The following is an 18,652-nucleotide window of genomic DNA, read 5'->3' on the forward strand; positions in this document are numbered from 1 at the left end:
CCAGGTCGCGCGCGATCTTGATTCCGCTTGCAGCGACAGTGCGGGGGCGCGTTGATTGACATTCCGTCTCAATTTTTACTGAGCGTAACTGCAGCGTACCCGACTCGCTTCTCACCGCTGGCAGATGTGCTAACCTTTTTGCGTCTGCCGCTCGGCGGATCCCAAACTTCGTCTCTCGACTAGCCATAACAAAATAAAGCGCGTCCTTGACGGCTGCCTTAGGGGAGTGACGCGATGACATCGATGTTCCATCGATCCGTGTTGGCGCTTGCAGCCGTAGCCCTTCTTGCGGGGACCAGCGTCGGCAATGCGCAACAGGAGGACAAGAATCGGGCGCTGAAGAAATACGAATCCGGCACCAAGGAATTCTGGACCCATCCACCGGATGACTGGTTCTTGGGCGACGAGACCGAGGCGCAGAAGGGCCTCGCGCCGCCTTCGGGTGCGCCGACTGGCGCCTCCGACGCCGAGCTCGCCAACATCGTCAAGAAGGTCAAGCTGCCGCCGGGCTTCAAGATGGAGGTCTATGCCTCCGGCGTGCTGGCCGCGCGGCAGATGGCCTGGGGTGACAAGGGCACGCTGTTCGTCGGCTCGTTCGGCCTCGGCAACGTCTATGCCATCAAGGACAACAACGGCAAGAAAGAGGTCAAGACCATCCTCAAGGGGCTGAACATGCCCACGGGGCTCGCCGTCAGGGACGGCGCGCTCTACGTCATCGCCGTCGACAAGCTGATCCGCTATGACGATATCGAGAACAAGCTCGACAATCCCGGCGAGGGCAAGGTCGTCTATGACGACATGCCGTCCTATGCCGCGCATGGCTGGAAGTACATCGCCGTCGACAAGGAAGGCTGGTTCTTCATACCGTTCGGACCGCCCTTCAATGTCGGCATTCCCCCGACCAGCGTGTCGCAGATCCGCCGCGTCGATCCCAAGACCGGCAATGCGGAAATCTGGGCGCTCGGCGTTCGCAACTCGGTCGGCGGCGACGTCGATCCGCGCACCGGCAAGTACTGGTTCACCGAGAACGCGCGCGACTGGATCAGCGATGACCTGCCGAGCGACAAGCTGAACATGATCAACAAGATCGGCGAGCATTTCGGCTATCCCTATTGCCACCAGGGCGACCTGCCCGATCCGAAGTTCGCGATGGGCCACAAATGCTCCGAGTTCACGCCGCCCGTGCTGAATCTCGGTGCGCATGTCGCCCCGCTCGGCATGAAGTTCTACACCGGCGATCAATTCCCCGCCGAATACAAGAACAACATCCTGATCGCCGAGCACGGCTCCTGGAATCGCCACAAGTACCAAGGCGGCCGCATCGTGCGCGTGATCGTCGGGCCCGACGGCAAGAACGCCAAGCAGGAGGTGTTCGCCTCCGGCTGGATCGAGGGCGACCAGGGCTATCTCGGCCGTCCCGATGACATCATCCTTGCCAAGGACGGCTCGATCCTCGTCGCCGACGACTGGGCCGGCGCGATCTATCGCATCAGCTACAGCAAGAAGTAGCCGGCACGAACGAACGCTGCGGCCGGTGACGGCCGCGGCTTTTCCATTTCATCGTCCAATGCTGTCGTTCCGGATTGCGCGCCGCTCGCGCGCAAGTCCGGAACCCCTAACCCCGATTCGTGGTTATGGATTCCGGGCTCGCGCCAAGCGGCGCGCCCCGGAATGACGACCTCGATAGATCGGAATCCCACCCATGCGCCGGCAGTTCATCTCGCACGCAATCCGCGCGGTTGCGCTCGTAACGCTTGCATTCGTTCCAGCAAGCGCCGCCGACAACGCCGCGATCAAGGATAAGGCCGCGGCCTGCTCCGGCTGCCATGGCGAGAACGGCATTTCGCAGACGGAGAATATCCCCTCGCTGGCCGGCCAGCCCGACCAATTCATCCAGTGGCAGCTCGTATTCTTCCGCGCCGGCTCGCGCAAGAACGACCAGATGCAGCCGATCGTGGAGGAGATCGCCAACGAGGACATCCGCAATTTTGGCGCCTATTTCTCGCAAATGACGCCGCCGAAGGCAGCGAAGGACACTGATCCCGATCTGTCGAAGAAGGGCGCGCAAGTGGCCGCCGGCCGCCGCTGCGCCTCATGCCACACCGATAGCTTTGCTGGCACCAAGGCGGTGGCGCGGCTCGCGGGCCAGCGCGAGGAATATCTGGTCAAGGCGCTGCACGACTACAAAGCGGGCGCGCGCGTCGGCGGCGGCGTCGCCGCGATGGCCGATGTCGCCTATCACATGAGCGACGAGGAGATTACCGCGGTCTCGCACTATCTCGCGTATTTCAAGTAAGGCTCGGTGTAGCCATCACCACAGCTCGTCGTCCGGAGCGCGCAGAGCGCTAACCCGGGACGACAGTGCCGTGGTTAGCTCGCCCGCTGCCTCTCATATGCTTTGAGATGCGTATACGCGATGCGCAGCTTCGGCACCGGCACCTTGGCGGCATCGGCGCGCGCGATGAGATCGCCGATCACGTGATCGGCTTCGACTGGCAGGCCCGCCTGGATGTCGCGGAACATTGAGGCAGTCATCGGCGAGCCCTCGGTCGTCAGATTCCCCTTCACGCGCTCGAAAAACGGGCCGCCTGGCGTATAGCCTGACGCAGTCGCGATCGCGCTGGTCTCATCCAGCATGCCCAGCAAGAAGTCGCGGCCGCCGGGCGCGGCGAGGATGTTGCCGACGGAGGTGCGCATCAGGCTGGTGGAAGCTGCAAGCGAGGACAGGAACACCCACTTCTCCCACATATCCTGCATGATGTTCTGGCTGGCGGCGGCGCCATTGATGCCGCTCTTGAAGACCTCGTCGATCGCCTTGACGCGATCCGACAGTTTGCCGTCGCGTTCGCCGTAGTTGAGCGACTGCATCGGCTGGAGCTGCACCACCTCGCGCTTCTCGTTCAGCGTCGCGGCGATGGCGCAGAGCCCGCCGAGCACGCGCTCCTTGCCAAACCTCTCGTCGAGGATATCGAGATGCTTCATGCCGTTCAGCATCGGGATGATCGATGTGTTCGGACCGACCGCGGGCGCGAACGACTTCATGGCGTCGTCGAGGTCGAACGCCTTGCAGCTCAAGAGCACGACATCGAATTTCTCTTTGAGCGTGTCGGCCTGCACGGTCGGCGGATTCTTCAGGGTCACATCGCCATTCGGGCTCTTGATGACGAGGCCGGCGCTCGCGAGCTCGCTGGCGCGGCGCGGGCGGACCAGGAAGGTGACGTCGCGACCGGCCTGCAACAGCCTGCCACCAAAATAGCCGCCGATAGCGCCGGCGCCGACCACGAGAATGCGCATGGGATATTCCTTTTGTTGCTATTGGCGGTTCATCTATAGTCGTCATTGCCAGCGAAGCGAAGCAATCCAGGATGCTGCCGCGATCACATTCTGTCGCCGGAGAATGAGGGGGCTACTTCTCGAGCACCATCTCCTCGACCTCGCGCAACTGTTCCTTGCCGAAGAACATCTCGTTGCCGACGAAGAAGGTCGGCGACCCGAAAGCGCCGCGGGCAACCGCCTCCTCGGTGTTCCTGATCAGCTTGCCCTTCACTTCCGGTTCCTGGGCGCGAGCGAACAGCTTTTGCGCATCGAGACCGGAGGACGCCAGCGCTTTCGCCGCGACTTGCGGATCGTCCATCTTCTTTGGCTCGCGCCACATGTGGTGGAAGGCGGCCTCGACATATGTCTCGAACACGCCTTCGAGCTGCGCGGCGATGGCCGCGCGCATCAGGTTCAGCGTGTTGACAGGGAAATGCGGATTGAAGACGTAGGGCTGGACCTTGAACCGCTTGATGAAGCGCTCGGTCTCGATCTGCTGGAACTCGCGCTTGTTCTTGATGCCGGCGAGCGTCTCGGCCGGCGACTTGTTGTTGGTCGATTTGAAGATGCCGCCGAGCAGGATCGGCACATATTCGAACTTGACGCCGATGCGCTGTTCGATCGCGGGGATCGCGAGATGGCTGAGATAGGCGTTCGGGCTGCCGAAATCGAACAGGAATTGCGGGGCTGTGCGGGTCAAGATCGTTCTCCCTGGTGTCGCTTTTTGCCCATTGTGGCGCAGCCCGCGCCACGGGTCCACCGTTTAATGATGGTCGTAATACTTTGATGATCAGACCGGACGCCGGACCGCGCGCCGGCGCCAGACCAGGAGGTAATAGCCCGTCTGCAAGACGAGCATGGCGCAGAACACGATCGGATAGGCCGCCCACACGCCCGCAAAGCCGATGGTGCGGCTCAGGATCACCGCGGACGGCAGCTCGATCGCGACGATGGCGAAGATCGACAGCAGCATCGGCGTCAGCGCCACGCCGGCGGCGCGCATCGCGCCGGTAAATGTGGTCGCAAGGCCGAACGGCACCGAGCTCCACAGGGCGACGTACAGCAGTCCTTTCGCCAGATCGAGCACGGCGCCGTCGGTGATGAAGAGGCCGAGCACGGCGCGCGGCACGAGATAGACCAGCGCCACCAGCCCGCCGGTCAGCACAACGTTGAACGCGAGCCCGGTGCGTACGATGCCGTGGAGCCCAGCGCTGTCGCCGCGGCCGATCGCCTGCGCGCCCAGAATCGACACCGCGATCGAAATCGACATCGCCGTGAACTGCGTATAGCCCATCACCTGGTTGACGGCGCCGTAGGCCGCGGTAGCGTCGGACCCAAAGCCATTGACGAGGCCGAGCAGCACCAGTTCGGCGATTGCCATCACCACCATGCCGATGGCGCTCGGCAGTCCGATGCCGAGGATCCTTCCGAGCACGGCGCGATTGAGCCGGAGATGACGCAGCAGTGCAGCATCAGGCGCAAGGGCATGTCTCGTCCGCAGCAGATAGATGACCAGCGCGAGCAGCGTCAGCGCGTTGGCGATCGCAGCCGCCCATGCCGGGCTGGTGATGCCAGCGGCGGGCAGTCCGACTGAGCCACGGATCAGCATCGGCGTCAGAATCAGGCCGATCGCAGTCGACAATGCCAGCGCCAGCAGCGGCGTGAGCGCATCGCCGACACCGCGGATCATTGCCGTCGTCAGTAGGAATACGAAACCGAGCGGCATCGTCAGCAGCATGACGCGCGCATAGGCGCTGGCCTGGTCGAGGATGTCCGCGGGCGTCGCGAGGGCCATCATCAATTGCCGGCTCAAGGTCCCGCCGATCAATGCGACGGAAATCGCGAGCAGGGGGCCGACCGCCAGCGTCGTGCCGACAACGCTTCTGATTTTGTTGTATTCGCCCGCGCCAAACGCCTGACCGATCAGAACGGTGGCGCCGGTGCTCAGCCCCATAACGAAGGCGAACAAAAAGAACATGACCGGAAAGAGCGCCGACACCGCGGCGAGCGCGTCGACGCCGATCATCTGCCCGAGAAAGACGTTGCTGACGGTGCCGAACAGCGATTGCAGCGCGTTGCTCAGCATCAACGGGGCGAGAAAGCGGAGGAATGTGGTCCAGAGCGGTTTGGCGGCAGACATGGATAGGCCTTTCAACAGAGCGCACGAAGCCGTCACCGCGCGCAATGCGCGGCTCGGCCGTCGATGGGGTTGTGAGGAACGCCGCGCCTTAAGCGCGGTCGCTGTAGGCGAGCTTGACGACGTGGTCGCGGATGTCGGTCGGCCAGTCCGCGATCAGCCCGGTGAAGCGCCGCCGGTCATCCGCGAACAATGCGCGCGAAGCTTCCTCGAACTGCGGCAGGTTGCCCGCCATGGTCGACATGAAGTGATAGGCCGCATCGCGCGCCTGCCGCTCGCGATCCTTATCGCCGCTGGCACGCCGCGCCTCGTCGACGAGCTTGCGCAGCGCGACCGACGCGCCGCCCGGTTGCGCGTTGAGCCACTCCCAGTGCCGTGGCAGCAGTGTCACCTCGCGCGCGACCACGCCGAGTTTCGGCCGGCCGCGCCCGCGCGGCTCGCTCGGTGCTGCAGTCTCCTCGACCGCCGATGGGAGGAGCTTGGCCAACCGCGCCAGTACCTCGCGATCTCCGCCGCGCAGATCGAAATCGATCGATCGGCCCGTGGCGTCCTCGAAGATGATGATGGGCTCGTCCGGCCGCGGCGCCACGCGCTTGACGACCAGCGCGACCTCTCCGGCCGGCCCGGACGCCAGGCGGCGCGGACCCTGGAATGCGGTGAAAATCTTCTGCATTGGAATCATTGCCATATTTGAGCAGCGTTGGCGGCTTAATACCCGGGTAAATTAGACCCGTCAATATACCCGGGTGAAAATATCCATTACCGATGGCTCGACATTGTGTTCCCGGGCTGGCACGAACGGCGCGGCCGATTGACCACGCCTAGCCTGGGGACTCCACCGATGCTGACCGTTCACCACCTCAACAATTCCCGCTCGCAGCGCGTGCTGTGGCTGCTCGAGGAGTTGGGCGTGCCCTACGAGATCGTGCGCTATCAGCGCCAGCCGGACATGCGCGCGCCGAAGGAACTGCGCGCGATCCATCCGCTCGGCAAGTCGCCCGTCATCACCGACAACGGCAACACCATCGCGGAGTCTGGCGCGATCATCGAATATATCGTCGCGACCTACGGCAACGGCCGGCTGATCCCGCCGCCGAACACGCCCGAGCGGCTGCGCTTCACCTATTGGCTGCACTACGCGGAGGGATCCGCGATGTCGCCGCTGCTGTTGAAGCTGCTGTTCACGCTGATGCCGAAGCGCGCGCCCGCACTGCTGCGCCCGCTGGTGCGCAAGGTCTCGAACCAGGCGCTCACTGCGTTGGTCAATCCGCAGCTCAAGCAGCACATGGACTACTGGGAAACCGAGCTTGGCAAGAGCGAGTGGTTCGCCGGCAACGAATTCACCGCGGCCGATATCCAGATGAGCTTCCCGCTCGAAGCTGCGCAAGCGCGCGGCGGGCTGGAGCAGGGTCATCCGAAGGCGATGGCGTTTCTGGAGCGTATCCACGCGCGGCCGGCCTATGCGCGTGCACTGGAGAAGGGCGGACCGTATCAGGTGGGGCGGTAGCGACCTTCTCCGTCATTCCGGGGCACGCGAAGCGTGAACCCGGAATCTCGAGATCCTCAAGGTGCGCAATTGCGCACGATAGTTCAGTGCTGCGCACCGCCCCGGGATGACGGTGCTAGTCAATCCGCGTGCAGCACGCGCCCGCGTGTCTCGGGCAGCGCAAACGCCGCAATGAAGAACACCGCGTAAGCCACCACCGCGAAGATCGCGATGGCATTCGCAAGCGACGTCGTTGCCGACAGTGCACCGACGAGGAACGGGAATAGCGCGCCGATGCCGCGGCCAAAATTGTAACAGAAGCCCTGGCCGGAGCCGCGCAGCCGCGTCGGATAGAGCTCGGTCAGGAACGCGCCGATCCCCGAGAAATAGCCCGAGGCGAAGAAGCCCAGCGGGAAGCCGAGCACCCAGAGGATCTCGTTGGTGAGCGGCAGCTGCGTGTAGAGCAGCACCACGGCTATCGCGCCGATCGAGAAGATCAGGAACAGATTGCGCCGCCCGATCCGGTCGGCGAGCCAGGCGCCGGTGAGATAGCCGATGAAGGAGCCGATGATCAGCGTCGAGAGATAGCCGGTCGAGCCGACGATCGACAGATGACGCTCCTTGGTCAGGAACTGCGGCACCCAGAAAGTGATGGCGTAGTAGCCGCCCTGGCAGCCCGTCGCCATCAGCGACGCCAGGATCGTGGTCTTCAGGATGGGACCTGAGAAGATTTCCCAGAGCGCCGGCCGGTCGCCGCTCGCCGCCTGCCTGGCGCGCGCCTCCGCCGCGATCTCCGGCTCGGTGACGGAGCGGCGGATATAGAACACCAGCAGCGCCGGCAGCGCGCCGATCACGAACATCCAGCGCCACGCCGTCTCCGCCGGCATCAGCGAGAACAGGATCGCCTGCGACAGCACCGCAAGGCCCCAGCCCACTGCCCAGCCCGACTGCACGGAGCCGACCGCGCGTCCGCGATATTGCGGCCGGATCGCCTCGCCCATCAGCACCGCGCCGGCGGCCCATTCGCCACCGAAGCCGAGGCCGAGCACGGCGCGCGCGATCAGGAGCTGGCCGAAATTCTGCACGACCGCGCAGACCAGCGAGAAGAACGAGAACCAGATGATCGTGATCTGGAGCGTCCTGACCCGGCCGATGTGATCGGAGAGATAGCCGCCGAGCCAGCCGCCGATGGCGGAGGCCAGCAGCGTCACCGTGCCGGCAAGACCGGCCGAGCCCGCATCGACCTTCCACAGCGCGATGATGGTGCCGATCACCAGCGGGTAGATCATGAAATCCATGCCGTCGAGCGCCCAGCCCGCCGCGCAAGCCCAGAAGGTCCGGCGTTCGGCGACGTTCATGTCGCGGTAGAAGGCGAGAAGGCTGGTATCCTCGATCTCGGCGCGTTCGATACGCTGGTTCGGATCGGCGATCGTCATGTGCGTTTCCCGGCAGTGTCTTTGGCCGGACGGTGGTAGCACGCGCGGCAGCTTGCGCAAGCCGGAGCAGGGGCTTCGCGCCATGCAGGGCAGAGTTACTGCCCTGCTGCCTCTGCGCCTCGGGTGCGCGGATCGGGCGCGCCGAGCGGTCCGTTGGCGGTCACGAGAATCGAGTTGGCCGAGGTCTGCCCCATCGGCTCGACGATGACGTGGTCCATCGCTTTCAACTCGGACAGCACCTTCTCGGGAAAGCCGCTCTCGACGCGGACCTCATCCGGTAGCCATTGGTGATGCAGCCGCGGCGCGGCGACGGCGGCCGCAACATCCGTCTTGTAGTCGAGAACGTTCACGATCACCTGGAGCACGGTCGAGATGATGCGGCTGCCGCCGGGCGAGCCCGTCACCAGCACCGGCTTGCCGTCCTTCAGCACGATGGTCGGCGACATCGAGGACAGCGGCCGTTTGCCGGGCCCGGGCAGATTGGCCTCGAAGCCGACGAGGCCGTAGGCATTGGACGCCCCGATCGCCGCGGTGAAATCGTCAAGCTCGTTGTTGAGCAGCACGCCGGTGCCCTCGGCAACGAGGCCGACCCCATAGCTGAAGTTGAGCGTGTAGGTGTTGCTGACGGCGTTGCCGCGGGCGTCGACGACGGAAAAATGCGTGGTGTTGCTGCCCTCCCGCGGCGGGGCGGCGGCGGACACGAGCGCTTTCGATGGCGTGGCGCGTTGGGCGGAAATGCCCGCGCGCAGCTTGGCTGCATAGTCCTTCGCGGTGAGGGTCTCGATCGGCGCGCTGACGAAGGCGGGATCGCCGAGATAGCGCGCGCGATCGGCATAGGCACGCTTCATGGCTTCGATCAAGAGATGCAGCGATGCCGGCGAGCCCTGCTTCAGATCGGCGAGCTGAAAGCCTTCGAGGATGTTGAGCGTCTCCACCAGCACCACGCCGCCTGAGGACGGCAGCGGCATCGAGACGATATCGTAGCCGCGATAGGTGCCGCGCACGGGTGCGCGGATCACTGGCTGATAGATTTTCAGGTCGGCCGACGTCATGATGCCGCCGGCATCGGTCACGGCTTTGGCGATCTTGTCCGCGACCGGTCCTTCATAGAAGCCGCGCGGGCCTTGAGCGGCCACGGCCGACAGCGTTTCGGCGAGATCGCTCTGCACCAGCCGGTCGCCTTCACTGAGCGAGGTCCCATCGGGCCGCGAAAAGATCCTGGCCGAAGCAGGCCAGCGCGCGAGCCGCCCGTGCCAGGCGGGTAGGCTGTCGGCGATGTCGTCGCTGACGATGAAGCCGTCGCGGGCAAGCGCAATCGCAGGTTCGAGCAGCTGCGCCAGCGTGAACTGGCCGGAGCCGTATTTATCCAATGCCAGAGCCAGGCCCGCCACCGTGCCGGGTACGCCGACGCCGAGCGCGGAATCTCGCGACTTCGCCGGATCGGGCTTGCCGTCCGGACCGAGGAAGATCTGCGGCGTGGTCGCTGCCGGTGCCGTCTCGCGATAATCGATCGTGATGTCTTCGTTGCGCTCGGCCGAATGGATCACCATGAAGCCGCCACCGCCGATATTGCCGGCGCGAGGATAGGTCACTGCCATCGCAAAGCCGGTGGCGATCGCGGCATCGATCGCATTGCCGCCGCGTCCCAGGATATCGGCGCCGACATGCGCAGAGATCTTCTCCTGTGTCACCACCATGCCGCGCTCGGCGGAAACGGCATGGACGCCGTCGAGTGCTGGCGGGACATAGGTCCGCCGCGCATCCTGTGCGGTCGCAGACGCAAGACCAAACGCCAGAGCGGCCATGAAGGCGAAAAACATCCGCCGTGTCGAAGGTGACGACATGATCAAATTTCCGCAGTGGCTTCGGGCCAGTTCACACATGTCATGGTAATGCTATACGGTTTGCGCCCGGTGAGGCAAAACTGTTCGTGATGAGGACTGCGTGATGACGACGATCGCCCAGGATGTGCGCATGGCCGGCGTGCAGCGGACCTATCCGCCGCGCGCCGCCGTCGTCAGCTGGATCTTCTTCGATTGGGCCGCGCAGCCTTATTTCACGCTGATCACGACCTTCGTGTTCGCGCCCTATTTCGCCACCAGCGTTGCGCCAGATGCGGCCACGGGGCAATCGCTGTGGGGCTTTGCGATGGCCAGCGCGGGTCTTGCGATCGCGCTGCTGTCGCCGGTGCTCGGCGCAATCGCCGACGCGTCCGGCCGCAGGAAGCCTTGGATCGCGGGGTTCGGTGCCGTGCTGGTGCTGGCCTCCTGCACGCTGTGGATCGGCAGGCCCGGTGATCCCTCGGTCATTCCGCCGCTGCTCACCGCGGTCGCGCTCGCCAGCGTCGGCGCGGAATTCGCCACCGTCTTCAACAATGCGATGATGCCGAGCCTGGTGCCGCCGGATCGGATCGGCCGGCTCTCAGGCACCGGCTGGGCCACGGGTTACATCGGCGGCATCGTCAGCCTGATCATTGTGCTCGGTTTCCTCGCGGCGAATCCCGAGACCGGACGGACGCTGCTCGGCTTTAAGCCGCTGTTCGGGCTCGATCCCGCCAGCCACCAGGGCGACCGCGCCGCGGGACCGCTCACCGGAATATGGTTCATCGTCTTCGTGACGCCGATGTTCCTGTTCACGCCGGACTATCCGGCGAAGCGGCCGTTGGGCGCGGCGCTGCGCGAAGGATTGCTGGAGCTCAAGCAGTCGATCAAGAGCCTGCCGCAGCAGAAATCGCTCGCGGCCTTCCTGCTAGCCAACATGATCTACACCGACGGCCTGGTGTCGTTGTTTGCGTTCGGCGGCATCTATGCCGCAGGCACGTTCGGCTGGCACACGATCCAGATCGGCACGTTCGGCATCATGCTGGCGATTGCCGGCACGTTCGGCGCGTGGCTTGGCGGCAAGCTCGACGACCGTCTCGGACCGAAGCGTGTGATCGCCGGCAGCCTGCTGATCCTGCTGCTGGCGGTGGCGGCGATCCTTCTGGTCGACAAGGACAGTGTGCTGTTCGTCAAGGTCGCGCCGCCGCAAGCAGGCGCGCCCCTGTTCTCGAGCGCGGCCGAGCGCGCCTATCTCGTGCTGGGTAGTCTGATCGGTGCCGCCGGCGGCCCGCTTCAGGCGGCCTCGCGCACGCTGCTGATCCACCTCGCGCCAAAGGACCGCATCGCGCAATATTTCGGCCTGTTCGCGCTGACCGGAAAGGTGACGTCCTTCATCGGCCCGCTGCTGATCGGCATGATCACGGCCGCGACCGCGAGCCAGAAGGCCGGCATGGCCGTGCTGGTGGTGTTTTTCGTTACGGGGCTGGGGCTGTTGATGCGGGTGCGGGATTAGCATCCGCACTGTCATTCCGGGGCATCGCCGAGCGATGAACCCGGAATCCCGAGATTGTCGAGCAAGATTCCGGGTTCGCGCTACGCGCGCCCCCGAATGACAGCAATTTCAATGCCTGAAATGCCGCGTGCCCGTGAACACCATGGCGATGCCGTGCTCGTCGGCGGCCTTGATCACCTCGTCATCGCGCATGGAGCCGCCGGGCTGCACCACGGCGGTGGCGCCGGCCTCAATGCAGGCGAGCATGCCGTCGGCGAAGGGGAAGAACGCATCCGACGCCACCACCGAGCCCTTGGTCAGCGGCTCGGCAAGCTTCAGCTCGTTCGCCGCATCCTCCGCCTTCCGCGCCGCGATCCGGGCTGAATCGACGCGGCTCATCTGGCCGGCGCCGATGCCGACGGTGGCGAGATCCTTGGCATAGATGATGGTGTTGGATTTGACGTGCTTTGCGACTCGGAAAGCAAATTTGAGATCGCGCATCTCGGCATCGGTCGGCGCACGCTTGGTCACGACCTTGAAGGTCATGTCGTCGACCACGGCATTGTCGCGGCTCTGCACGAGCAGGCCACCGGCGACCGTCTTGGCTGTGAGACCGGGCGCGCGGGGATCGGGAATGCTGCCGGCGAGCAGCAGGCGCAGGTTCTTCTTCATACCGATGATGGCGATGGCCTCCTCGGTCGCGTCAGGCGCGATGATCACCTCGGTGAAAATCTTCGTGATCTCGCGCGCGGTGTCGACATCGAGCGCGCGGTTCATCGCGATGATGCCGCCGAAAGCCGAGGTGGAATCGCAGGCCAATGCCTTGCGATAGGCGTCAACGAGGTTCGTGCCTTCCGCGACGCCGCAGGGGTTGGCGTGCTTGACGATGACACAGGCTGCGGTGCGCTTGGCGTCGAATTCGCCGATGCATTCATAAGCCGCATCGGTGTCGTTGATGTTGTTGTAGGAGAGCTCCTTGCCCTGGAGCTGTCGCGCGGTGGAAACGCCCGGGCGCTTGTCCGGCGTCGCGTAGAACGCCGCGGTCTGGTGCGGGTTCTCGCCGTAGCGCAGCGACTGGATCAGCCGGCCGCCAAAGGCGCGGAAATCGGGCGCTTCGATCTCGAGCTGTCGGTTGAACCAGTTCGAGATCGCGGCGTCATAGGCCGCGGTGCGCGCAAAGGCCTTCGCGGCCAGCCGCCGGCGCAGCTTCAGCGTCGTCGCGCCGTTGTTGGCAGCGAGCTCGTCGAGCACGGCCTTGTAATCTTCTGCCTCGACCACGACGGCGACGTCGTCGTGGTTCTTCGCGGCGGCGCGGATCATCGCGGGTCCGCCGATGTCGATGTTCTCGATGCAATCCTCGAAGCCGGCGCCTTTGTCGACGGTCGCCTCGAACGGATAGAGATTGACGACGAGAAGGTCGATCGGCGCGATGCCGTGCGCCTTCATCGCCTCCGCGTGCTCCTTGTTGTCGCGGATCGCAAGCAGGCCGCCATGCACCTTCGGGTGCAGCGTCTTGACGCGGCCATCCATCATCTCGGGGAAGCCGGTGAGGTCGGAGACGTCCTTCACCTTGAGGCCGGCCGCGGCGATAGCTTTCGCGGTGCCGCCGGTCGAGACCAGCTCGACATCATGCGCGGCAAGCGCCCTGGCGAACTCGATCAGGCCGGCCTTGTCGGAAACGGAGAGAAGAGCGCGGGTGACGCGGCGGGGATGGTCAGTCATGAGCAAGATCCTCTGTTCAGGGAGTGTCTATGCCCAGGCGCGCGGCGGATGTGTCCCGCGCTTCCCGATGGTGCTCCATCCAAGGTCGCCAGTCGCGCGAGCGAGGGCTCGATAGCAGCTTTCGGCGCCCGTCTCAACGGGTAGATAGGGGCGGATCGCGCCTGTCTACAGCGGAAGTTCCGGCTCGCGACGGGCGTTGCGGCGCGCATTGGTGACCGCCGGCGAAGCGGTCGAACGCACAAAGCTCCAGCGGATCGAGGCCGCCTGCCGCGCGTCCTGGCGGATCACGATCTGGGCGGTGCGGCGCGGCCCGTCATTGCCGGCCAGGAACACGCTGTCCTCAAGGTCAACCTTGTCGTCGAGCGCTTCAAAGGTCCAGACATCGCGGTTCGGCAGCACCAGCATGACGCCGCGGGCATCCGACAGCCGGCTCGCCTTCACGGCCGGATGCAGGTGGAAGCGCAGCGCGAAATCGGCATCCGCGCCCTTGAAGCGCCCGCCCTGCGGTGGCGACAGCGTGTCCTCGCCGTCGATGCGCGCGCCGTCATTGGTGATCATCAGCACACGGCGATGGATCGCACCGAATTTTGAGAGATAGCCGTCATGCGAGGTCGTCAGCATCGTTCCGTTCTGCACCACCTCGCGATAGCTCTCGACCTCGACCGGCCCGCTGGTGACGGGGGAGCCGTGCAGCAGCCGCTTCATCGCCGACATCTCGACGAACTGGCAGGACGAGGTGTCGTGATAGGTCAGCGTCGAATGCGCCGCGGTGCCGCGCGCGAACGGCCGCCAATTGTCACGGCCCGTGGTCGGCATGCCGCAATTGGTGACGATGCGGCTGATGCCGGAGGATAGTTCGAACGACAGGCAGCCGGCATGGGCGTCGTGACTGATGCCGGCTGGCGGCGGCGGACCGGTGTCGATGATCAGCGTCGTCTGGCCGACATCGAGCCGCTGGAAACCGGTATGCGGCATGTTCGCCATCGGCGCGCCGTGGGTGTCGTCATAGGCGAGCAGTGTCGCGAGCAGGTCCGAGGGCGTCGCGCTCATGCCGTTGAACAGCGCGAAATTTCCGTCGCCGTGTCGGAAGAAACGCAGCATCGGCATCATGCGGTCGATGGCATTGAGCAGCGCCGGCGGCGGCGCGATGTTGCGCGCGGCAAAGGTCTGCCGGAGCGGCAACAGGTCGATCAGCAATTCGATCAGCGCACCCGGGTTGCGCGAGATGTGGCCGCCGTCGGGCAGGATCTGCCGCTGCAACTCATCGGAGAGCTTCTTCGACGCGCTGCGGATGCGGCGCGCCTGGTTGGCGAGGCACAGCGCCGTGTAGCACAGCGCGATCAGCACCTGGAGCTTCGGCACCCCGTCGGGGATGTCGACCATGGTGTAGCGCAGCAAGCGGATCTCGCGCGCGAGCGCGCGCAAATAGCGGCGATAGAATTTGTTGTCGGTGTCGCCCAGCACCAGCGGCGCCTGCGACAATAGCGAGATCACGCGCCGTGCCAGCACGTCGGCGCGCCGCGCGACCGGCCGGCGCTTGTTGGCGGGGTTGGCGATCCAGTCCTCGACCAGCGCCCGTGCATTGGCCCGCGTCAGCGCGGTGTCGGCGGCGCGTAAGTGGCGCAGCCAGCCGAAGCCGAGCAGGGCGACCTCCCAATCCTCCGATGGCGGCTCGAGATCGAAGATCGAGCGGCCGTGGCAATTGACGATCTTGCCGGCGAAGACAAAGCGGCCGGCATAGATCTCCGCAGCGCGGGTCGCATCCGCGGTACGCAGATCATGCGGCGCGATGATGAGCCGGTCGGTGCGTGCGGGCCAGACCCGCGACAGCGCAACAGAACCGCCGCTCGCGCGCGCGAGCATGTTCCGCGCGAAGCGGTTCATCACCAGCGTCGAGATACGTCTGCGTTGAGCGACCGACACGCCTTGCCTTGGAGGGGAGAGGATTCCGACGAATCCTTATTAATCCCAAAATCGGAGGGCTGACACCACCTTGAACGGTCCGAATCAGGATCGTGGCGGCAAAATCCGGTGCAAAATCAGGATTTAACGAGCCGGGCGGCGTAAAATCCGTCGAGCCCGCCGAGCTTGGGATCGGGGTTCGGCAGATGGCTGGGCAGGGTGCGCAGGTCGCCCTCTGCGGTGATGATCTCGCTCAGTCCCGACACCTCGGACGCCTCGATCGGCACGCGGCGCAGGCCCGCCTCTGCCTGAAGCAGGGCAGCGATCGCCTGCTCGCCCTCCTCTGGTTCCAGCGAACAGGTGCAATAGACGAGCGTCCCACCGGGCTTCAGCAGCGAGACGGATTTCTTCAGCAGCCGCTGCTGCAGCGCGGCCAGGGCAGCGATATCAGACTCCTGCCGCAGCCATGCGACGTCGGGATGACGACGGATCGTGCCGGTCGAAGTGCAGGGCGCATCGATCAGGATGCCGTCAAAGCCTTCGGTCGGGCCGGCCCATTCCACGGCGTCGGCGACAACGGTCTCGGCCTGGAGCGACAGCCGCGCCAGATTCTCGCGCAGCCGCGCCACCCGGGCAGGCGAGCGGTCGATCGCGGTGACATGCGCGCCTGATAGCGTCAGCTGCGCCGTCTTGCCGCCGGGGGCGGCACAGAGATCGGCGATGGCTTTGCCCTTGATGTCCCCGAACAGGCGGGCCGGCAGCGCGGCGGCGGCGTCCTGCACCCACCATTGTCCTTCGGCAAAGCCCGGCAGCATCGTCACCGAGCCGTGCAGCAGCATCCGCACCGTCCCGGTCGGCAGCGTCTCGCCATGCAGCCGGCTCGCCCATTGCGCGGGGTCCGACTTCACGGTGAGGTCGAGCGAGGGCTCGTGGCCGAGCGCCAGCGCCATATCCCGCACGGCTGCCTCGCCATAGTGCGCGCTCCAGCGCGCGAGCAGCCAGGGCGGCAGGTCCAGCGATTGATTGGCGACTTCTTCGACCAGCGCCTTGCCCTCGCGCGCGCAGCGGCGCAGCACGGCATTGACGAGGCCGGCGTAGCGCGCGGCGCGGCGATCCGATTGCACGAGACGCACCGAGAGGTCGACCGCGGCGTGATCGGGCACGTCCATCCAGAGGATCTGCGCGGCGCCGATCAAGAGCGCGCTCTGCGCGCGCGGCGCGTCGGAGGGAATGCCCTTGTCGAGCAGGCGGGACAGCACATGGCCGAGCGTGCCGAGCCGGCGCAGCACGGTCGCAACCAGGCGGCGCATCAGCGCGCGGTCGCGGTCGGCCAGCGTCTTCAGTCCGGGGTGAGCACCCGCGCCGTCGAGCTGGTCGTCGAGCGTGCGATGCTTGTGCAGCACGCCGTCGACGATGTCGGCGGCAATCCGCCGTGCCGCAAGACCAGGCACTTCGGACGGAGGGACGAAACGTTGAGATGGCATGCGGTAGCAAGGTTCTGAGCGAGCGGCAGTTCCGCCGCGATGGGCGCATGCCTCGAGAAGCCGATCTCTCGCACGCGAATATGCCAAATGTAAGAATGGCCTCTCGCCTTTACAGGCCACGATTACCATTTCAGCAATGCGATATTGGACCTCGCGCCTCCCGCAATCCTGCGCTAGGAACGCCACGATGAGTGACCAGCCCTCCGTTCCTGATCGCAAGCCGCTCTCCCCGGCCGCCCAGCGTGCGCTGGCCGAAGCCGAAGCGCGCCGACAAGCTGCAGCCGCGGCGCATGCTGAAGCGGCGCCCAAGGAGTTGCAGGGACCGAAGGGGCCTGAACCCACCCGCTACGGCGATTGGGAGCGCAAAGGCATCGCCTCGGATTTCTAAGGCACCTTGCCGGTTCAGCCGACTCAGCCCTAGCGTGCGCGGATGTCACGCTTCGACCCCAGCCATTCCCATCGGCCCTCCTACAGCGGCTCGCCGTTCGGCCGTCGCCTCTCCGGATTGCTGCCGTGGATCTTCGTGGTCGGCGTCGTGACCGCGATCGTGCTCGGCTTTCGCCAGGGAACGATCTGGCCCAATCCGCATGCAGATGACGGACAGTCACGCGATGCCAAGATCATCGTGCAGCAGTCCGGCAATTCCGCCGCGCGTCTGGCGGTCGATGTCATCAGGACCGTCGACGGCGATACTTTCCTCGCGCGAGTGCATCAGCAAGGCGGCCGCGATTTCGTCGCGCGCGTCCGTCTGCGCGGCATCGACGCGCCGGAGATGAAAGCGTCCTGTCAGGCCGAGCTCGACAAGGCCGAAGCCGCCAGCGATGCGCTGCGCAACCTGCTCGGCCAGGGCGGCGTCACGATCTACAATCTTGGCCAGGACAAGTACGGTCGCGTTCTCGCCGACGTCGCGACCAGGCGAACCGCCAACGTTTCGGCGGCAATGCTCGCCGGCGGCTACGCGCGCAGCTACAATGGCGGCCATCGCGACGGCTGGTGCTCGCGCAGTTGGCGCTTCTGGTAACAAAAAAAGCCCCGTCGGATGACGCGGCTCTTTCAGTTTCCGATTTGGTGACGATCAGCGCGTCACGACCACCGTCGTGCCGACGGAGACGCGGCTGTAGAGATCGGTGATGTCGTCGTTGAGCATGCGGATGCAGCCGTAGGAGACGAAGCCGCCGATCGAGCCCGGCACGTTGGTGCCGTGGATGGCGTATTCGCCGCCAGCCAGCGTCATCGCCGCAACGCCCATCGGGTTGCGCGGCGAGCCGCCGGGAATGACGTCGGGCATGTTCGGCTTGTCGCGCTTGACCTCGGCGGGCGGCGACCAGGCCGGATTGAGATACTTGCCGTCGATGCGGGTGGTGCCGGCCCACTGCTTGCCGGATTTGCCGACTCCGACCGGGTAACGCACCGCGTGGCCGTTATCGAGGATGAGATAGAGCCGCCGCTCGCTGGTTTTGACCACGATGGTGCCCGGCGAATAGTCGGCGAGGTGCGCTCCCACCATTTCGGGCCGCGCCTCGGCCGCCGTCGACGTCAAGACCCCTGCTCCGATGGTGGCGGCCAACGCCACCGCAATCCTCATCGACATCGCATTTCCCCTTGCCCGAACGGATCCGTCGAAATCTACGCAAAACCGGCAATCGCCGGCATGCCCAGACATTCTTAACCGCGCGCGTTAACCGGATGGTTTCCGCGCACGGCCGCCCAGGGCCCGCCAGCAGGGGGAACAAAGGAAATGTTCGAAATAAAGTAAATAACAAGAAAACAACACTCGGCCGGAAAGATGCGGCTCTGCCCGCACGCGCCCTGAAAAGAGCGTGAGCGTATGAGCGGCCGTTAGTTCGAGGAGGTGCGC

Annotated in this window: 16 protein-coding genes and 1 riboswitch; of the genes, 6 read left to right on the forward strand and 10 right to left on the reverse strand. The window is 65.2% G+C overall.

What is annotated here, in order from left to right; all coding sequences use genetic code 11:
* The first annotated feature begins 234 nt into the window (after window positions 1-234).
* Window positions 235-1,509: a PQQ-dependent sugar dehydrogenase gene (locus AC5V87_RS01165; protein ID WP_495369745.1), complete on the forward strand. Its 1,275-nt coding sequence runs from the start codon at window positions 235-237 to the stop codon at window positions 1,507-1,509.
* A gap of 193 nt (window positions 1,510-1,702) precedes the next feature.
* Window positions 1,703-2,296 carry a c-type cytochrome gene (locus AC5V87_RS01170; protein ID WP_495369746.1) on the forward strand — a complete coding sequence of 198 codons (594 nt, stop codon included), beginning with the start codon at window positions 1,703-1,705 and terminating at the stop codon, window positions 2,294-2,296.
* 74 nt (window positions 2,297-2,370) lie between these two features.
* Here AC5V87_RS01170 and panE read toward each other — a convergent pair whose 3' ends face one another.
* The 4 genes from panE to AC5V87_RS01190 form a co-directional block, all read right to left on the reverse strand.
* Entirely contained in the window at window positions 2,371-3,294 is a 924-nt protein-coding gene (gene panE / locus AC5V87_RS01175) for a 2-dehydropantoate 2-reductase (protein WP_456841773.1), read from the reverse strand.
* Window positions 3,295-3,406: 112 nt separating this feature from the next.
* Window positions 3,407-4,015 (reverse strand): 2-hydroxychromene-2-carboxylate isomerase, encoded by a 609-nt coding sequence (locus AC5V87_RS01180; RefSeq protein WP_456841774.1) that lies wholly within the window; start codon window positions 4,013-4,015, stop codon window positions 3,407-3,409.
* A 90-nt stretch (window positions 4,016-4,105) separates the two neighbouring features.
* Window positions 4,106-5,455 carry an MATE family efflux transporter gene (locus tag AC5V87_RS01185; protein ID WP_495369747.1) on the reverse strand — a complete coding sequence of 450 codons (1,350 nt, stop codon included), beginning with the start codon at window positions 5,453-5,455 and terminating at the stop codon, window positions 4,106-4,108.
* An 88-nt stretch (window positions 5,456-5,543) separates the two neighbouring features.
* Window positions 5,544-6,140 carry a DUF2239 family protein gene (locus tag AC5V87_RS01190; protein WP_456841776.1) on the reverse strand — a complete coding sequence of 199 codons (597 nt, stop codon included), beginning with the start codon at window positions 6,138-6,140 and terminating at the stop codon, window positions 5,544-5,546.
* A gap of 153 nt (window positions 6,141-6,293) precedes the next feature.
* On the opposite strand from AC5V87_RS01190, the gene AC5V87_RS01195 reads away from it, so the two are divergent.
* Window positions 6,294-6,959, forward strand: a complete 666-nt coding sequence (locus AC5V87_RS01195) for a glutathione S-transferase family protein (RefSeq protein WP_495369748.1) — start codon at window positions 6,294-6,296, stop codon at window positions 6,957-6,959.
* Window positions 6,960-7,078: 119 nt separating this feature from the next.
* Here AC5V87_RS01195 and AC5V87_RS01200 read toward each other — a convergent pair whose 3' ends face one another.
* Together AC5V87_RS01200 and ggt are read right to left on the reverse strand one after the other, a co-directional pair.
* Window positions 7,079-8,374, reverse strand: coding sequence for an MFS transporter (locus tag AC5V87_RS01200; RefSeq protein ID WP_495369749.1), 1,296 nt, complete (start codon window positions 8,372-8,374; stop codon window positions 7,079-7,081).
* A gap of 95 nt (window positions 8,375-8,469) precedes the next feature.
* Window positions 8,470-10,218 (reverse strand): gamma-glutamyltransferase, encoded by a 1,749-nt coding sequence (gene ggt, locus AC5V87_RS01205; RefSeq protein WP_495369750.1) that lies wholly within the window; start codon window positions 10,216-10,218, stop codon window positions 8,470-8,472.
* Window positions 10,219-10,321: 103 nt separating this feature from the next.
* Between ggt and AC5V87_RS01210 the strand changes: the two genes are divergently transcribed.
* Entirely contained in the window at window positions 10,322-11,707 is a 1,386-nt protein-coding gene (locus tag AC5V87_RS01210) for an MFS transporter (protein WP_495369751.1), read from the forward strand.
* Between the two features lie 108 nt (window positions 11,708-11,815).
* Here AC5V87_RS01210 and purH read toward each other — a convergent pair whose 3' ends face one another.
* The 3 genes from purH to AC5V87_RS01225 all read right to left on the reverse strand — a co-directional run bounded on the left by purH (window position 11,816) and on the right by AC5V87_RS01225 (window position 16,794).
* Window positions 11,816-13,408, reverse strand: coding sequence for a bifunctional phosphoribosylaminoimidazolecarboxamide formyltransferase/IMP cyclohydrolase (purH, locus tag AC5V87_RS01215; protein WP_495369752.1), 1,593 nt, complete (start codon window positions 13,406-13,408; stop codon window positions 11,816-11,818).
* Between the two features lie 24 nt (window positions 13,409-13,432).
* Window positions 13,433-13,514: riboswitch (ZMP/ZTP riboswitch) on the reverse strand.
* A gap of 59 nt (window positions 13,515-13,573) precedes the next feature.
* Window positions 13,574-15,292, reverse strand: a complete 1,719-nt coding sequence (locus tag AC5V87_RS01220; RefSeq protein WP_495372021.1) for a heparinase II/III family protein — start codon at window positions 15,290-15,292, stop codon at window positions 13,574-13,576.
* 155 nt (window positions 15,293-15,447) lie between these two features.
* Entirely contained in the window at window positions 15,448-16,794 is a 1,347-nt protein-coding gene (locus AC5V87_RS01225) for an RsmB/NOP family class I SAM-dependent RNA methyltransferase (protein ID WP_495369753.1), read from the reverse strand.
* A gap of 187 nt (window positions 16,795-16,981) precedes the next feature.
* On the opposite strand from AC5V87_RS01225, the gene AC5V87_RS01230 reads away from it, so the two are divergent.
* Window positions 16,982-17,182: a DUF1674 domain-containing protein gene (locus AC5V87_RS01230; RefSeq protein WP_456841783.1), complete on the forward strand. Its 201-nt coding sequence runs from the start codon at window positions 16,982-16,984 to the stop codon at window positions 17,180-17,182.
* Between the two features lie 42 nt (window positions 17,183-17,224).
* On the forward strand, window positions 17,225-17,815 hold the full coding sequence (locus tag AC5V87_RS01235) for a thermonuclease family protein (RefSeq protein ID WP_495369754.1): 591 nt from the start codon (window positions 17,225-17,227) through the stop codon (window positions 17,813-17,815).
* A 54-nt stretch (window positions 17,816-17,869) separates the two neighbouring features.
* Here the strand turns inward: AC5V87_RS01235 and AC5V87_RS01240 are convergent, their stop codons facing one another.
* Window positions 17,870-18,385 (reverse strand): L,D-transpeptidase, encoded by a 516-nt coding sequence (locus AC5V87_RS01240; protein ID WP_495369755.1) that lies wholly within the window; start codon window positions 18,383-18,385, stop codon window positions 17,870-17,872.
* Window positions 18,386-18,652: the final 267 nt, after the last annotated feature.

It is taken from the genome of Bradyrhizobium sp. SOJA106 (assembly GCF_059448745.1).

Excerpts from the sequence above, each read along its gene's own strand:
- AC5V87_RS01190 (WP_456841776.1), bottom strand. The coding sequence starts at position 6,140 with ATGGCAATGATTCCAATGCAGAAGATTTTCACCGCATTCCAGGGTCCG.
- AC5V87_RS01230 (WP_456841783.1), top strand. The coding sequence starts at position 16,982 with ATGAGTGACCAGCCCTCCGTTCCTGATCGCAAGCCGCTCTCCCCGGCC.
- purH (WP_495369752.1), bottom strand. The coding sequence starts at position 13,408 with ATGACTGACCATCCCCGCCGCGTCACCCGCGCTCTTCTCTCCGTTTCC.
- AC5V87_RS01185 (WP_495369747.1), bottom strand. The coding sequence starts at position 5,455 with ATGTCTGCCGCCAAACCGCTCTGGACCACATTCCTCCGCTTTCTCGCC.
- AC5V87_RS01165 (WP_495369745.1), top strand. The coding sequence starts at position 235 with ATGACATCGATGTTCCATCGATCCGTGTTGGCGCTTGCAGCCGTAGCC.
- AC5V87_RS01220 (WP_495372021.1), bottom strand. The coding sequence starts at position 15,292 with ATGAACCGCTTCGCGCGGAACATGCTCGCGCGCGCGAGCGGCGGTTCT.
- AC5V87_RS01240 (WP_495369755.1), bottom strand. The coding sequence starts at position 18,385 with ATGTCGATGAGGATTGCGGTGGCGTTGGCCGCCACCATCGGAGCAGGG.
- AC5V87_RS01170 (WP_495369746.1), top strand. The coding sequence starts at position 1,703 with ATGCGCCGGCAGTTCATCTCGCACGCAATCCGCGCGGTTGCGCTCGTA.
- AC5V87_RS01200 (WP_495369749.1), bottom strand. The coding sequence starts at position 8,374 with ATGACGATCGCCGATCCGAACCAGCGTATCGAACGCGCCGAGATCGAG.
- panE (WP_456841773.1), bottom strand. The coding sequence starts at position 3,294 with ATGCGCATTCTCGTGGTCGGCGCCGGCGCTATCGGCGGCTATTTTGGT.
- AC5V87_RS01195 (WP_495369748.1), top strand. The coding sequence starts at position 6,294 with ATGCTGACCGTTCACCACCTCAACAATTCCCGCTCGCAGCGCGTGCTG.
- AC5V87_RS01210 (WP_495369751.1), top strand. The coding sequence starts at position 10,322 with ATGACGACGATCGCCCAGGATGTGCGCATGGCCGGCGTGCAGCGGACC.
- AC5V87_RS01235 (WP_495369754.1), top strand. The coding sequence starts at position 17,225 with ATGTCACGCTTCGACCCCAGCCATTCCCATCGGCCCTCCTACAGCGGC.
- ggt (WP_495369750.1), bottom strand. The coding sequence starts at position 10,218 with ATGTCGTCACCTTCGACACGGCGGATGTTTTTCGCCTTCATGGCCGCT.
- AC5V87_RS01225 (WP_495369753.1), bottom strand. The coding sequence starts at position 16,794 with ATGCCATCTCAACGTTTCGTCCCTCCGTCCGAAGTGCCTGGTCTTGCG.